This window comes from Streptococcus mitis, from assembly GCF_965111735.1.
Taxonomy (GTDB): Bacteria; Bacillota; Bacilli; order Lactobacillales; family Streptococcaceae; genus Streptococcus; species Streptococcus mitis_DR.
Genome location: NZ_OZ217346.1, coordinates 1,305,342 through 1,320,238 on the forward strand (window position 1 = coordinate 1,305,342; position 14,897 = coordinate 1,320,238).

14 protein-coding genes are annotated in these 14,897 nt (G+C 41.4%); 1 reads left to right on the plus strand and 13 read right to left on the minus strand.

Annotation, left to right across the window (positions count from 1 at the left end):
• Positions 1 to 198: 198 nt before the first annotated feature.
• The 5 genes from ACLV7W_RS06350 to dprA all read right to left on the minus strand — a co-directional run bounded on the left by ACLV7W_RS06350 (position 199) and on the right by dprA (position 5,291).
• The gene (locus ACLV7W_RS06350; RefSeq protein WP_045611813.1) at positions 199 to 855 is read right to left on the minus strand and encodes an MmcQ/YjbR family DNA-binding protein; all 657 of its coding nucleotides are present in this window, start codon (positions 853 to 855) and stop codon (positions 199 to 201) included.
• 43 nt (positions 856 to 898) lie between these two features.
• The gene (locus ACLV7W_RS06355) at positions 899 to 1,531 is read right to left on the minus strand and encodes a copper homeostasis protein CutC (protein WP_265530915.1); all 633 of its coding nucleotides are present in this window, start codon (positions 1,529 to 1,531) and stop codon (positions 899 to 901) included.
• 90 nt (positions 1,532 to 1,621) lie between these two features.
• Positions 1,622 to 1,981 (minus strand): YbaN family protein, encoded by a 360-nt coding sequence (locus ACLV7W_RS06360; protein WP_001220352.1) that lies wholly within the window; start codon positions 1,979 to 1,981, stop codon positions 1,622 to 1,624.
• 105 nt (positions 1,982 to 2,086) lie between these two features.
• Positions 2,087 to 4,174 (minus strand): type I DNA topoisomerase, encoded by a 2,088-nt coding sequence (topA, locus tag ACLV7W_RS06365; RefSeq protein WP_411865648.1) that lies wholly within the window; start codon positions 4,172 to 4,174, stop codon positions 2,087 to 2,089.
• Between the two features lie 268 nt (positions 4,175 to 4,442).
• Positions 4,443 to 5,291 carry a DNA-processing protein DprA gene (gene dprA, locus ACLV7W_RS06370; protein ID WP_411865649.1) on the minus strand — a complete coding sequence of 283 codons (849 nt, stop codon included), beginning with the start codon at positions 5,289 to 5,291 and terminating at the stop codon, positions 4,443 to 4,445.
• Between the two features lie 181 nt (positions 5,292 to 5,472).
• Here dprA and ACLV7W_RS06375 point away from each other — a divergent pair, with 181 nt between their 5' ends.
• Complete coding sequence (locus ACLV7W_RS06375; RefSeq protein WP_411865650.1) at positions 5,473 to 6,729, plus strand: ISL3 family transposase; 1,257 nt, start codon at positions 5,473 to 5,475, stop codon at positions 6,727 to 6,729.
• A gap of 117 nt (positions 6,730 to 6,846) precedes the next feature.
• Here ACLV7W_RS06375 and lepA read toward each other — a convergent pair whose 3' ends face one another.
• From lepA to xseA, 8 genes are all read right to left on the minus strand, one after another.
• On the minus strand, positions 6,847 to 8,670 hold the full coding sequence (gene lepA / locus ACLV7W_RS06380; RefSeq protein ID WP_001047207.1) for a translation elongation factor 4: 1,824 nt from the start codon (positions 8,668 to 8,670) through the stop codon (positions 6,847 to 6,849).
• A gap of 78 nt (positions 8,671 to 8,748) precedes the next feature.
• Positions 8,749 to 9,477, minus strand: a complete 729-nt coding sequence (locus ACLV7W_RS06385; RefSeq protein WP_045611522.1) for a metallophosphoesterase family protein — start codon at positions 9,475 to 9,477, stop codon at positions 8,749 to 8,751.
• 1 nt (position 9,478) lies between these two features.
• A complete protein-coding gene (gene recN, locus ACLV7W_RS06390; RefSeq protein WP_261037352.1) occupies positions 9,479 to 11,146 on the minus strand; it encodes a DNA repair protein RecN in 1,668 nt (555 codons plus the stop codon).
• Between the two features lie 6 nt (positions 11,147 to 11,152).
• The gene (locus tag ACLV7W_RS06395; RefSeq protein WP_020900686.1) at positions 11,153 to 11,584 is read right to left on the minus strand and encodes an arginine repressor; all 432 of its coding nucleotides are present in this window, start codon (positions 11,582 to 11,584) and stop codon (positions 11,153 to 11,155) included.
• On the minus strand, positions 11,577 to 12,392 hold the full coding sequence (locus tag ACLV7W_RS06400) for a TlyA family RNA methyltransferase (protein WP_261051095.1): 816 nt from the start codon (positions 12,390 to 12,392) through the stop codon (positions 11,577 to 11,579). The genes ACLV7W_RS06395 and ACLV7W_RS06400 overlap by 8 nt, the downstream gene beginning before the upstream one ends.
• Positions 12,385 to 13,260 (minus strand): polyprenyl synthetase family protein, encoded by an 876-nt coding sequence (locus tag ACLV7W_RS06405; protein WP_411865651.1) that lies wholly within the window; start codon positions 13,258 to 13,260, stop codon positions 12,385 to 12,387. Before ACLV7W_RS06405 ends, ACLV7W_RS06400 begins: the two co-directional genes overlap by 8 nt.
• A complete protein-coding gene (locus ACLV7W_RS06410) occupies positions 13,257 to 13,469 on the minus strand; it encodes an exodeoxyribonuclease VII small subunit (protein ID WP_000043224.1) in 213 nt (70 codons plus the stop codon). Before ACLV7W_RS06410 ends, ACLV7W_RS06405 begins: the two co-directional genes overlap by 4 nt.
• Positions 13,447 to 14,787, minus strand: coding sequence for an exodeoxyribonuclease VII large subunit (gene xseA / locus ACLV7W_RS06415; RefSeq protein ID WP_261051101.1), 1,341 nt, complete (start codon positions 14,785 to 14,787; stop codon positions 13,447 to 13,449). The genes ACLV7W_RS06410 and xseA overlap by 23 nt, the downstream gene beginning before the upstream one ends.
• Positions 14,788 to 14,897 lie beyond the last annotated feature (110 nt).

Here is a 14,897-nt window from a genome sequence, read left to right on the forward strand (position 1 = left end):
GCCCGAGTACCTCAACAACAAAGCAAATTGATTAAACTTAGCTGTTTTCATGTTTGACTTTCTCCTTCGTTTGATATCTTGTTTAGTATTTTAGCATAGGCAAAAGTACTTGTCAAGAAAAAATCCAATATTTTCTGAAAATTTCTTCAGTAGAGAATATTTTGCTAATTGAAAGTTCTTGAAAAATCTTGAAATGTTTCATTTTTTAGTGGTTAAGTTCCAACTTTTTTCTATCAATTCTAGCACTTCTTCATCTGATAAAGTATCATCAAGCGCCACACTAATCCAGTAGCGTTTGTTCATATGAAAGGCTGGATAAATGCCCTTTTTTGAAAGTAAGTCAGCTACTTGGTCATGTTTGAGGTTGACTGCTTCTACCTGTCCTTCTCTGCCCTTTTCCAACTTATCCCAAGAGATTTTCATCAAGACGGCATACCACTTTTTATTGCCTTCGTGTCTTAACACTGCTGTATCAGGCGACTTCTCCCACAAATACTCCAACTGATTGCCATACTTTTCCTGAACTTGAGTCATGATTCGTTTAGTCTGAGGACAGATAAAATCCTGTACATCAAAACAAGCCTTCCGAATCTGGTAGAGAATCTCCAGACAAGCCTCACGGACACTTGCAACAAAACTTCCTTTAAAACTTTCCATATGGACTTGTGGATAGAGGTCACCGGTTTCCTGGTCAAGGACTTGAAAACTCACATTATCAGCAGTGATGGATACAGTCATGACAAAGTCACCTTGCAAAATCTGGCAACTATAGGTCCAGACTCCCCCATTTTCTACAAAACCATAAGCACTAGCCTTTTCTTGATTAAATTGATAGGATTTAAAAATTTCAAACATAAGTGAAAACTGCTACCCAAAGCTAGCAGTTCCTTTCTATTTTTTAAAAGACAACCTTAGTTCCGTGCAATTGTGTCACGCCCAGCTGGTCGATAAAGGTCTGACGGTTGTCAAGGTCAATCCCCCCACCTGGTAGAATTTCAATTTTATCTTTAGCGTGCTCCAAAATTCTGTGATAGTGAGCAAAACGTTTTTCTAAGGAGTCGCCAGACACACCAGCACGAGTTAGGATACGAGTGACTCCAGCTTGACTAAGCCAGTCAATAGCTTCCAGTTGATTTTCATCGCTCAATTCATCAAAGGCCATGTGGAAGACAATTTCCATTCCTTTTGATGCAGCAATTAACTTTTCAAGATTAGGCTTATCCAACTTCTTACCAGCAGTTAAAGCTCCAAAAACAACCCCTTGACTTCCAGCCTGAGCAGTCAAACGAATGTCTTCTAGCATGATAGCAATTTCTAGTTCATTATAGACAAAATCGCCACCACGAGGACGAATCATGGTCATAATGGTCGTATCATAGTTAGCTGCCAGTTCAACCGCTGCCTTAGTTACTCCATAGCTGGGTGTTGTTCCACCAACTGCTAGATTATCACAAAGTTCGATTCGGCGAGCTCCAGCCTGCATCGCTTTTTCAAGCAAGGTGACATTTTCAGCACAAAATTCGTAAATCATTTGATTCTCCTTGATTATTACTTTGAATTTATTATATCATATTATTGTGAATATGCTTTTATTTATATCAAGGAAAATAGTTACTATTTTTTATTCTTTGTCTGGAATAACCTTAAAGAGATAATAGGTGATAAAGATGGTCAAAGCACCTAGACCAATTTTGACAGGTAAGAGAGGAGCAAAATAAATGGAAATTCCCATCAAAATGTAGATAGATACGATGATTTTTTTCTTTCGTTCACGCGCAATAGACTTGGTCTCGCGAAAATCAGCCACATATGCTTGATAGAGCTTGGTATGATAAAGCCAATCTTCGAAGCGCTTGGAACTTCTAGAGAAACAAGCGATAGACAACAAAAGGAAAGGCGTTGTCGGCAACAAGGGCAAAACAACCCCGACAATAGCCAAAGCCAGTGATAAAAAACCAATAATTAGATAAATAATACGCATAACTTCTCCTAGTTAAAATAATCTTCTTCTAGTTTCGCATACAATGATGAATTTTGTCAAGTTCCAACCAAAAAGAGCCTGAAATTCACTTTCAGGACTCTCCTCTTATTTAATCTTTTCTTCTTCGTAGTCGCCATTACTACAAACAACCTGCTTGCCACCACCACGAACTTTTTTCTCCATGAGGAAGTTGCCACATTTTGGACAGTCACGACCAACAGGCTTGTCCCAAGAAGTAAATTCACAGTCTGGATAGCGATTGCAACCATAGAAGAGGCGGTTACGCTTGGTTTTACGTTCAATGATTTGTCCCTGATGACAACTTGGACACTCAACACCGATTTCTTTCACGATTGCTTGGGTATGACGGCAATCTGGGAAATTGCTACAAGCGTAGAACTTACCAAAACGACCAAGTTTAATGACCATTGGACTGCCACACACTTCACAGTCAAATCCAGCTGGTTCATCCTTGATTTGGATTTTTTCCATTTCTTCTTCAGCCTTGGCAACTTCTTTAGAGAATGGTTTGTAAAAGGCATCAATGACACGTTGCCACTGCTCTTTCCCAACTTCGACATCATCCAGTTTGCCTTCCATTTCAGCTGTAAAGGTCACGTTTACGATATCTGGGAAATATTCAACGATGAGCTTGTTAACAATTTCTCCCAACTCTGTTGGTTCAAAACGTTTGGCTGCAAGGCGAACATAGTAACGTTTCTGAATGGTTTCAATGGTTGGTGCATAGGTTGATGGACGTCCAACCCCATTTTCCTCCAAGGTCTTGATCAGGGTCGCTTCAGAATAACGGGCAGGCGGTTGAGTGAAATGTTGCTCTGGTTTGCTATTGACCTGCTTGACCACATCTCCAACAGCCATATCTGGTAACATTTTATTCTTGTCGGAATCATTATAAATCGCAAGATAACCATCAAACTTAACCTGACTACCATTAGCAGCAAATTGAACCCCATTTTGAGACAATTTAACAGCCATGGTATCAAAGACTGCAGCTGTCATCTGGCTAGCCACAAAACGATTCCAAATAAGGGTATAAAGCTTGAGCTGATCCTTATCCAGATACTTAGCAATGCTTTCAGGTGTATTAAAGACACTAGATGGGCGAATAGCCTCATGGGCATCCTGAGCTCCTGATGCATTTTTGACCTTGCTACCATGCTTAGAATACTTGCTACCAAAACGGTCCGTAATGAAACTTGCTGCTTCGTTCTGCGCTACTGGACTGATACGAGTCGAATCGGTACGCATATAGGTAATCAAACCTTGCACACCAGAACCAATATTAATCCCTTCATAAAGCTGTTGGGCAACCATCATGGTCTTTCGAGTACGGAAATTGATTTTATTAGCAGCATCCATCTGCATGGATGAAGTGGTATAAGGTAAAGGAGCATTGCGTTTGCGCTCTTTCTTATCCACCTGATCAACGGAAAAGTCTTTACTAGTCAGACGAGACAAGACTTCCTTGACCTCATCATTGCTAATCGGTTTTAACTTTTTGCCATCTACTCCATAGAAAGCAGCCTGGAATTGCTTGGTTCCCTTTTTAAAGACAGCATCAATTGTCCAGTATTCCTCCGGCTGGAAGGCGTTGATTTCATTCTCACGATCAATGATTAACTTAAGGGCAATAGACTGTACGCGCCCTGCTGATAAGCCCTTCTTAACCTTTTTCCATAAAATAGGCGAAATCGAGTACCCCACCAAGCGATCTAGGACACGACGAGCCTGTTGGGCATCGACCAAGTCCATATCAATCTTGCGCGGTTCTTTAAAAGCATTTTTGACTGCATCCTTGGTGATTTCATTGAAGACCACACGGTTGGCATCATTTTCATCCAAGTTGAGAATATGGGCCAAATGCCAAGAAATCGCTTCTCCTTCACGGTCCGGGTCACTCGCCAGAAAGACTTTATTAGCTTTTTTAGCTTCTTTTTTCAAGTCATTGATAAGAGGACCTTTTCCTCGGATATTAATATATTGCGGTTCATAATTATTTTCAATATCGACGGACATACTGGATTTCTTCAAATCCCGAATATGACCGACACTGGCTAAAACCTTGTAGTTTCTGCCGAGATATTTTTCAATCGTCTTGGCCTTAGCAGGCGACTCCACGATGACTAGATTTTTTTTAACTGTTGATTTTTTCTTTTTTGTTGCCGTAGCCACAGTATCACACCTTTTCAAAGTAATAAACTTTATAAAGTGTAAACCATTTTGCCATAACTGTCAAGACTTAGCTCCTATAATAGAAGAAAAGTTTATCTAGTAAGCGGACTTTCTTCTTATACTCAATGAAAATTAAAGAGCAAACTAGGAAACTAACCGCAGGTTGCTCAAAGCACTGCTTTGAGGTTGCAGATGAAACTGACGAAGTCAGTAACCATACCTACGGCAAGGTGAAGCTGACGCGGTTTGAAGAGATTTTCGAAGAGTATTAAAATTCAAATTCCGCAAGAACATCCTGCCCACTTGTGACCAATTTTGCACCTTCTTGAATCAAATGATGGCAACCGTCTGATAGTCCATCTAAAATGCTACCAGGAATAGCAAAAACATCGCGTCCTTCTTCCATTGCCCTCTCACAGGTAATGAGACTACCTGAGCGCATCTTAGCCTCTGCTACAATTACACCACGACAAAGTCCAGCAATGATGCGATTACGGGCAGGAAAATGAAATTTCAGAGGTTGTTCACCAGGTCCATATTCACTGAGAACCAGATGGTCATTGCCGATGTAGTCTTGCAAGCGTTTATTAGCTTTAGGATAAAACACATCCAGTCCTGTTCCAATCACTGCAATGGTTTTTCCGCCATTCTGAAGAGCTGCCATATGAGCTGCTGTGTCAATGCCCTTGGCTAATCCACTGACGATAACCAGTTCATTTTCCAAGCTCTGAATGACTTTTTCAACTGACTTAGCTCCCTGTTTGCTACAAGCACGACTTCCTACGACTGCTACCTTCGGGAATTTCAAGAGGTCGAGATTCCCCTTGTAAAATAAAAGCACAGGCGCATCGTATATTTCACTCAAATCCCAAGGATAACAGTCATCTAAAATAGAGAAAGATGGAAATTTTTGAAACTCCTTCTCCAAATGCGTATCGTCTATCTGAAAATAACGTTCCATAAAAACAGCTGGATTTCGGCAACCTGAAATTTCTGCAATGTCACCCAACAACAGTTCCTGATCAACATTTTCACCGTATTCTAGCACTTTCAAAATCTGTTGATTGGTCAAACCTGATTTTTTTAACTTATAGATTTCATAGTTTGTGATTTTCATAAATAACTCCATTTCTTTTTCTACTCATCTATTTATTCGTAAAACAAATTAAAAAGAGGCTCTATAATATTTGTAGTGGGTAAATCCCCTATGGATATTATGGAACCTATTTTGTTGTAGAAAAAAAGTTCCATATGACCTATAATGAAAAGCGACTAAACAACTCATTAGAAAGATTCATATGGAACAATTACATTTTATCACAAAACTACTCGATATCAAAGACCCTAATATCCAAATTATAGATGTCATTAATAGAGATACACACAAGGAAATCATCGCTAAACTGGACTACGACGCCCCATCTTGCCCTGAGTGTGGAAGTCAAATGAAGAAATATGACTTTCAAAAACCGTCTAAGATCCCTTACCTCGAAACAACTGGTATGCCTACTAGAATTCTCCTTAAAAAACGCCGTTTTAACTGCTATAAGTGCTCGAAAATAGCGGTCTCCGAGACCTCCCTCGTCAAGAAGAATCATCAAATCCCTCGTATCATTAATCAAAAAATTGCTCAAAAGCTGATTGAAAAGACTTCTTTGACCGATATTGCTCATCAGCTGTCCATTTCAACTTCAACTGTTATTCGCAAGCTCAATGACTTTCACTTTAAGCATGATTTTTCTCGCCTTCCACAGATTATGTCCTGGGACGAGTATACCTTTACAAAGGGAAAGATGAGTTTCATTGCGCAAGATTTTGATAATCTTAATATCATCACTGTTCTTGAGGAACGAACACAAGCTGTCATCCGAAATCACTTTCTTCGATACGATAGAGCCGTTCGTTGTCAGGTGAAAATCATTACTATGGATATGTTTAGTCCCTACTATGACTTAGCTAGAAAACTTTTTCCGTGTGCTAAAATCGTTCTAGATCGTTTCCATATTGTACAACATCTAAGCCGTGCTATGAGTCGTGTGCGTGTCCAAATCATGAATCAGTTTCATCGAAAGTCTCATGAATACAAGGCTATCAAGCGCTACTGGAAACTCATCCAACAGGATAGTCGTAAACTTAGCGATAAACGTTTTTATCGTCCTACTTTTCGTATGCACTTGACCAATAAAGAGATTCTAGACAAGCTTTTGAACTATTCAGAAGACTTGAAACACCACTACCATCTCTATCAACTCTTGCTGTTTCACTTTCAGGACAAGAAGCCTGACAAATTTTTCGGACTCATTGAAGACAATCTGCAGCAGGTTCATCCTCTTTTTCAGACTGTCTTTAAAACATTCCTCAAAGATAAAGAGAAGATTGTCAATGCCCTTCAACTACACTATTCAAATGCCAAATTAGAAGCGACCAATAATCTCATCAAACTTATCAAGCGCAATGCCTTTGGATTTCGAGACTTTAAAAACTTCAAAAAAAGGATTTTTATCGCTCTAAACATCAAAAAAGAAAGGACGAAATTTGTCCTTTCTCGAGCTTAGCTTTTCTTCAACCCACTACAGTTGACAAAGAGCCTAAAACCATTTGATCTTCTTTTATTTATCTTTGTTGTTTGATATTTAAAGTCTATCAACAATAAAATGTTTTTCTATATACTTCTACTCCTCATCCATGCTCAAGACGCTAAGGAAGGCTTCTTGTGGAACTTCTACTGATCCGATAGCTTTCATGCGTTTCTTACCAGCTTTTTGTTTTTCAAGGAGTTTGCGTTTACGAGAAACGTCACCACCGTAACACTTGGCAAGTACGTTCTTACGAAGGGCCTTGATATCAGTACGAGCGACAATCTTGTGTCCAATTGCTGCTTGGATAGGAACCTCAAATTGTTGACGAGGAATAATTTTCTTAAGTTTATCAACGATGAGTTTCCCACGTTCGTAGGCAAAGTCCTTGTGAACGATAAAGCTGAGGGCGTCCACCTTGTCTCCGTTGAGAAGGATATCCATTTTGACCAGCTTAGATGGGCGGTACTCTGACAATTCATAGTCAAAGCTTGCATAACCGCGAGTTGAAGACTTAAGCTTATCAAAGAAGTCAAAGACGATTTCAGCCAGTGGAATTTGATAGATAACATTGACACGGTTATCATCGATATAATCCATCGTCACAAAGTCCCCACGCTTGCGCTGAGCTAGCTCCATCACTGCTCCAACAAACTCTTGCGGTACCATGATTTGCGCTTTAACATATGGCTCCTCAATGGTCGCAATCTTAGTTGGGTCTGGGAACTCAGATGGGTTAGACACATCCATAGACTCGCCGTCGGTCAAGTTGACCTTATAGATAACAGATGGAGCTGTCATGATGAGGTCAATGTTGAACTCACGTTCCAAACGCTCTTGGATAACATCCATATGGAGAAGTCCAAGGAAACCACAACGGAAACCAAATCCAAGTGCCTGAGATGTTTCTGGTTCAAATTGGAGACTAGCATCATTCAGTTGCAATTTTTCAAGGGCTTCACGTAGGTCATTGTACTTGTTTGACTCGATAGGATATAGACCCGCAAAGACCATAGGATTCATCTGCTTGTAACCATGTAATGGCTCTGCCGCAGGATTGGTTGCCAAGGTAACGGTATCACCCACACGCGTATCCTGAACCGTCTTAATAGAAGCTGCAATATAACCAACGTCACCAGTCGCAAGAAAATCACGACCAACTGCTTTGGGTGTAAAAATACCGACTTCTGTCACATCGAAGGTCTTGCCATTGCTCATAAGCTGAATCTTATCGCCAGGTTTGACCACCCCATCCATGACACGCACTTGAAGAATAACCCCACGGTAGGCATCGTAAACCGAGTCGAAAATCAAGGCCTTAAGAGGCGCCGTCACATCACCTGTTGGAGCTGGCACTTTTTCTACGATTTGCTCTAGAATTTCTTCGATACCAATACCAGCTTTAGCTGATGCCAAAACTGCTTCACTGGCATCCAAACCAATGACATCTTCAATCTCTGTACGCACGCGCTCAGGGTCTGCAGCTGGTAGGTCAATTTTGTTAATGACTGGCATGATTTCCAAATCATTGTCCAAGGCCAGATAAACGTTGGCAAGGGTTTGAGCCTCAATCCCTTGGGCAGCATCGACGACCAAAATCGCTCCCTCACAGGCAGCTAGCGAACGTGAAACTTCATAGGTGAAGTCTACGTGCCCCGGCGTGTCAATCAAGTGGAAAATATAAGTTTCCCCATCTTTAGCAGTATAATTCAGCTCGATGGCATTCAACTTAATGGTAATCCCACGTTCCCGTTCTAGATCCATGCTATCTAAAAGCTGAGCTTGCATTTCACGACTGGAAACTGTCTCTGTCTTTTCCAAAATGCGGTCTGCTAGAGTCGATTTCCCGTGGTCAATATGGGCGATAATAGAGAAGTTACGGATCTTCTCCTGTCGTTTTTTCAATTCTTCTAAGTTCATGATTCTCTTCCTTTCAGGGTATCTATTTATTATAAATTGTTTTTGACATTTTGACAAGACCATACCCTGCTAGGAGTACTAATCTTCAGCGACAAAGCCGTCATTTTCAATAAAGTGATGTTCTGTCATTCCTTGGTCAGTAAAGACAATCCCGTGAAGGACACCACCATAGACAGCTCCTCCGTCCATCCCAATCTTACCATCTTCTGTAGTCCAAAGCTCAGCTGTACCTCGTTCTTGCTTTAACAAACCATAAACCGGTGTGTGACCAAAGACAATGGTTTTCCCAGTATGATTTTCTGCTTCGTGGAATGGTTTTCTAAGCCAGACTTTTTTATAATCTGTGGTTTCATGCCAATCATCCAAGGTTAAATCAATACCTGCATGAACAAAGATATACTTGTCTGTCTCTACTACAAATGGCATTTGACGAATAAATTCGACCAAATCTGCCGCTTCAGTAGCAACACGCTGGGCATCTTCTACTCCATCAACTGGGGCATCCAAGGGACGACCTAGGATAGAGTTAATAGTTGTATCTCCACCATTACGACGATAGTGGTCATAACTTTCTTCTGGGTTATCGAGCCAAGTCAGAAACATATACTCGTGGTTTCCTGACAAACAGATCGCCCCTTGATTGTCCACTAAGTCCTTAACCATTTCTAGAACACGGCGACTATCTTCACCGCGGTCAATCAAATCCCCTAGAAAGAGCAACTGGGTCTGACCATCCCATGTTTTGAGAAGGTCTTCCAGCATCCCAGCTTTTCCGTGAACATCTCCAATTACATAATAGTCTGTCATCTTATTTCTCCCTGTTTCTCAACAATTCTCTGGCTTGCGTCAGGGCTGCTTCCGTCACATCATCACCTGCCAACATCTTGGCAACTTCCTCCACTCGCTCTTCAACAGTCAAGAGACGAACAGTCGAAACTGTTGAATGGTCATTACTAATCTTCTCAATAAAGAATTGATAATCCGCAATCGCAATCACTTGTGGCAAATGGGAAATAGCCAGAACCTGACCATGTTGGCCAATCTTGTGAATCTTCTGTGCAATGGCCTGAGCTACACGACCTGAAACTCCCGTATCCACCTCATCAAAGACAATACTTGTCTTGCCCTCTTTACGTGAAAAGGCAGACTTAATGGCTAGCATGAGACGAGATAATTCCCCACCAGATGCAACCTTGACCAAGGGTTTAAAGTCTTCGCCAGGGTTGGTTGAAATGTAAAACTCAACCATTTCATTTCCCTCACGACTGAATTTGCCCTTGCTAAAACGAACCTGAAACTGGGCTTTTTCCATATAGAGGTCTTGCAGTTCTTGTTTAATCTCAGCTTCAAGCTGCTGAGCTAAGTCATGACGAGCAGATGCAAGTTGACCAGCCAAATCAACAAGATTAACTTCCAATTTCTTGAGCTCTGCTTCCATGTCTTCAGAAGAAAGATTATTGCCTGTCAAGAGATTGTACTCTTCCGTAATCTTAGCAAAGTAAAGCAAGACATCATCAACAGTCCCACCATATTTACGGGTAATGGTATGAAGGAGGTCCAAACGATTCTCAACCTGCATGAGACGATTGCCGTCAAAATCAAGGTCCTCAATGATAGCTTCTAAACGCTTGCTAATGTCTTCTAAGACATAGTAGGTCTCAGACAGAGAGCTTGAAATTTCACGGTATTCAGGGTCGTACTCTTCGACACTCTCCATATCATTCATGGCCGAACGAACATTGGCCAGACTCGAGAACTCTTCATTGTCCAACATACTATAGGCATTGGTCAACGTATCCGCAATATTTTTATGGTTTAGAAGTTTATCTCGCTCTTGATTGAGAGTCAAGTCTTCACCTGCTTGCAAGTTTGCTGCCTCAATCTCTGCCATTTGAAATTCCAACATTTCGATACGTGCCTTGTGTTCCTGTTGGTTTTTCTTGACTTCCAGAACCTGCTTACGCATTTTACGGTAGGCATCAAAACTCGTCTGATAGGTTTCTTTCAATTCCCAAAAAGTTGCATCACCAAATTCATCCAACATCTGGATATGAAGTTGGGGACGCATTAATTCCTCTTGGTCATGCTGACCATGAATATCTACTAGATGTTGTCCAATAGCACGCAAAACAGACAGATTAACCATCTGGCCATTCACACGGCTAATACTACGACCATTTTGCAGAATTTCTCGACGGATGATAATTTCATCACCCAATTCCAAACCTTGCTCATCAAAAATTTCCTGCAAAAGGCGACTATTCTCAACTGAGAAAAGCCCCTCAATCTCTGCCTTTAGCGCACCATGACGAATAACATCTGTCGTAGCACGAGCTCCCAACATCATATTCATGGCATCAATGATAATCGACTTCCCTGCACCCGTTTCACCAGTCAGAACAGTCATTCCCTTTTCAAAATTGAAGGAGATAGCCTCAATAATGGCAAAGTTTTTTATCGAAATTTCAAGTAACATATAGACCTACCAATTTTTTACTTGTTCAAAGATTTCCTCAGCTAGACTTTCACTTCTGGCAATGACTAAAATCGAGCTATCATCAGCCAAACAGCTGAAAATCTTGTCCGCAAATGTCTCGATTAACTGAGCTTTTACAAAGGCTGTATTTCCTGGAATAACTTGGAGATTAATCATCTTATCCATCAATTCAGCTGACTCAATATTGTCTTCAGCCAGTTGCAAACTTTTTACGATTGATTTTGGCAATTCGTAGACATAGGTGTTGTCTCTCAAAGGAATTTTGACAATACCTAATTCTTTGATATCTCGGGATACAGTTGCCTGAGTGGCAGTGATGCCTGCCTCTTTCAAATGTTCTACAATTTCTTCTTGCGTACCGATTTGATAATCTGTCACAAATCGTCTAATTTTTTCAAGTCTCTCTTTTTTATTCATTTTTAAATTGACTATGCGCCCTCTCTACTACTTCTTCAATCTCAGCAAGAACCTGATTGCTTGCTGACTCTTCTTTTTTTAAATACGCTAAAAATTCAATATTTCCATGCCCACCTTGGATGGGAGAAAAATCCAATCTAAGGACTGAAAAGCCTGCCTCTACTGCCATAGCTGTGACAGATTCAAGGACATTCTGATGGACCTTGGCATCGCGAATAATTCCATTTTTCCCAATCTGCTCACGTCCTGCCTCAAACTGAGGCTTAACCAAAGCCACAACCTGACCTTGATTAGCCAACACACGATGCAAGGCCGGAAGAATCAGACTGAGGGAAATGAAACTCACGTCAATACTGGCAAAGCTCGGTTCCTGCTCGAAATCAGTCTTTTCAGCATAGCGGAAATTGAACTGTTCCATGCTGACAACTCGTGGGTCTTGGCGTAGTTTCCAAGCCAACTGATTGGTACCAACATCAACTGCAAAGACTAACTCAGCACCATTTTGCAACATAACATCGGTAAAGCCACCAGTAGAGGCACCGATATCAATCGTGGTCGCACCATCCACTGACAAATCAAAGACCTGCAAGGCCTTTTCTAATTTCAAGCCACCACGGCTGACATACTTGAGTTTCTCCCCCTTGAGTTTTAGCTCCGTGTCATCTGGGATTTTCTCTCCTGGTTTGTCAAAACGTTCTCCATTAAGGACTGCTACGACTAGACCAGCCATCACACCGCGCTTGGCCTGCTCTCGCGTTTCAAACAAGCCCTGTTTATAAGCTAATACATCCACTCTTTCCTTAGCCATTGATTCTCAAACTTTCTACTATTTTTACAATCGATTCTGTTTCAAAGGGAATCTGCTGGGTAATTTCTTCTAATTTGGCATTAGCTTGATCCAAGGTTTGGTTACAAAAGGCAATGGCCTCTTCCAAGCCCAACAAGGCTGGATAGGTTGATTTTTCAGCCTGTAGGTCCTTTTGAGGTGTCTTGCCGATCTCCTCAAAACTAGCTGTCACATCCAGTACGTCATCTCGAACTTGAAAAGCAAGTCCAATCAATTCCCCAATAGTTTTCAGCTTTGCCTGCATTTCAGGTGCCAATTCTGCAATGATAGCAGCCGCTTGGAAAGGAAAGGCTAGTAGTTTTCCAGTCTTATTAGCATGAATGGTCTGAAGTTCTTCCAAAGACAAGTGTTGGTGTTCACCTTCCATGTCTAAAACCTGGCCTGCTACCATACCCAGACTACCTGAAGCAAGGGATAAGTTGGCAATCAAGTCTACCTTTATCTGACTTGGCAAATCTGCCTGCGCTATCAAGGCGTAAGGATCTAGAAACAAAGCATCTCCAGCCAAAATTGCCATTGCTTCGCCAAATTTCTTGTGGTTGGTCAATCGTCCCCGACGGTAATCATCATCATCCATAGCAGGAAGATCATCGTGAATCAAACTCCCTGTATGAATCATTTCCAAGGCCGCAGCCACCTGCGCGTGAGCAGGTTTAATAGCGACCTGCAAGGCTTCCAGAACTTCTAACAAGAGAAAAGGACGGATACGCTTGCCACCAGCATGAATGGAATAGAGAACAGACTCTCGCAAACTAGAAGCAACCTGCTGGTCTCCATAAAAGTCTTCCAAAGCCGACTCGACAAGAGCTAATTTTTCTTGCTTCTTCATTCAAAATCACTCTCTGTTCCGTCTTCTTGCATAACCTTGACCAAGGTCTTTTCAGCCTTGTCTAGCGTAGCTTGGAGCTCTTTTGACAAGACCATGCCCTTTTGAAAGGCAGCAATCGCATCTTCCAGAGCAATTTCACCATTTTCCAAACTTTGGACAATGCTCTCCAGTTCTGCTAGATTTTCCTCAAATTTCTTTTGTTTTGACATCTTTAACCTCTAATTCTACTTGACCATCCCGCATCAAAAGCGTCACTTGGTCTTTTTTCTTCAAATTTTCAACCGAATCTACAACTAACTCTTCTTTTTTGACAATAGCATAACCTCGCGCCACAATTCGGCTCGTATCCAACATCAGAAGTGCTTCTGAAAGTCTCTTAACCTCAGCAACCTTGGCATCATAAACCAGAGCCATTTGGCTACGTAGGAGCTTGTCCAACTGGCTTAAGCGGTCTTGATAGCGTTGGATTTTGGTAACAGGTGATAATTGGACTAGTCGATGCGTCCTTGTTTGTACTAATTGGTTGCTATCAGAAATCCTTGTTCGCAAACTTTGTTTTAAGCGCAATTGTAATTGGTCTAGCCGTTGCAAATAGCCATCATACAAGCGCTCTGGCTGTCTAAAGATAACAGACTGACTGAATTTTTTCAAAGCTTCTTGTTTCTTAGATAGGACATTTCGGACTGCTGTTGCCATCCGTTTTTCCTGATTTTGCAAATGAGCTAATACATCCAACTTGGTCACAGGGGTTGCCAGTTCAGCAGCTGCCGTTGGTGTTGCAGCTCGACGATCCGCCACAAAATCTGCCAAGGTCACATCTGTCTCATGCCCCACACTAGAGATAACTGGCAAACGAGACTCAAAAATAGCTCGTACCACAATTTCTTCGTTAAATGCCCAGAGATCCTCAATGGAACCTCCTCCACGACCAATAATCAGCAAATCCAAATCGTCCCGTTGATTAGCACGCGCAATATTTCGAGCTATTTCCTCTGCTGCTCCATCTCCTTGAACCTTGGTCGGATAGAGGAGAATGTCGACACCTGAAAATCGCCTGCTGACGGTCGTGATAATATCTCGAATAACAGCTCCACTGCGACTGGTTACCACACCAATTCTCTTAGAAAATTGAGGCAGAGGTTGCTTGAAGCGTTCTTGAAACAGGCCTTCTTCTGTCAATTTTTTCTTGAGTTGTTCAAACTGAATCGCAAGCGCCCCGACCCCATCAGGCTCTGCCTTTTCAATGATGATGGAGTAGCTACCACTTGGTTCATAGACCTGCACACGCCCAATCACGTTGATCTTCATCCCTTCTTCCAGGTCGAAACCTAATTTCTGATAAATCCCAGACCAAATAGTCGCTTGAATAACTGCATGGTCATCTTTTAGGGAGAAATATTGGTGAGTAGGTCGTTTACGAAAGTTGGAAACTTGACCAGTTAAATAGACCCGTTCCAAGTAAGGGTCTTTATCGAATTTCATTTTCAGATACTTGGTCAAAGTTGTTACCGATAAATACTTTTCCATCTCCACCTACTATTCATTTTCTTGCTCTTTCATGGGTATTATTATACCAAAAATATGCCTAAAAATCTCCATTTATGTACCATTATGAAGGAAAAATAGAAAAAGGAGGC

What these genes read in the sequence shown, in the direction of transcription:
- dprA (WP_411865649.1), bottom strand. Translation starts at nt 5,291, where the DNA reads ATGAAAATCACAAACTATGAAATCTATAAGTTAAAAAAATCAGGTTTG.
- ACLV7W_RS06385 (WP_045611522.1), bottom strand. Translation starts at nt 9,477, where the DNA reads ATGACAGACTATTATGTAATTGGAGATGTTCACGGAAAAGCTGGGATG.
- ACLV7W_RS06405 (WP_411865651.1), bottom strand. Translation starts at nt 13,260, where the DNA reads ATGAAGAAGCAAGAAAAATTAGCTCTTGTCGAGTCGGCTTTGGAAGAC.
- ACLV7W_RS06360 (WP_001220352.1), bottom strand. Translation starts at nt 1,981, where the DNA reads ATGCGTATTATTTATCTAATTATTGGTTTTTTATCACTGGCTTTGGCT.
- lepA (WP_001047207.1), bottom strand. Translation starts at nt 8,670, where the DNA reads ATGAACTTAGAAGAATTGAAAAAACGACAGGAGAAGATCCGTAACTTC.
- ACLV7W_RS06355 (WP_265530915.1), bottom strand. Translation starts at nt 1,531, where the DNA reads ATGATTTACGAATTTTGTGCTGAAAATGTCACCTTGCTTGAAAAAGCG.
- ACLV7W_RS06375 (WP_411865650.1), top strand. Translation starts at nt 5,473, where the DNA reads ATGGAACAATTACATTTTATCACAAAACTACTCGATATCAAAGACCCT.
- ACLV7W_RS06410 (WP_000043224.1), bottom strand. Translation starts at nt 13,469, where the DNA reads ATGTCAAAACAAAAGAAATTTGAGGAAAATCTAGCAGAACTGGAGAGC.
- ACLV7W_RS06395 (WP_020900686.1), bottom strand. Translation starts at nt 11,584, where the DNA reads ATGAATAAAAAAGAGAGACTTGAAAAAATTAGACGATTTGTGACAGAT.
- recN (WP_261037352.1), bottom strand. Translation starts at nt 11,146, where the DNA reads ATGTTACTTGAAATTTCGATAAAAAACTTTGCCATTATTGAGGCTATC.
- xseA (WP_261051101.1), bottom strand. Translation starts at nt 14,787, where the DNA reads ATGGAAAAGTATTTATCGGTAACAACTTTGACCAAGTATCTGAAAATG.
- ACLV7W_RS06350 (WP_045611813.1), bottom strand. Translation starts at nt 855, where the DNA reads ATGTTTGAAATTTTTAAATCCTATCAATTTAATCAAGAAAAGGCTAGT.
- ACLV7W_RS06400 (WP_261051095.1), bottom strand. Translation starts at nt 12,392, where the DNA reads ATGGCTAAGGAAAGAGTGGATGTATTAGCTTATAAACAGGGCTTGTTT.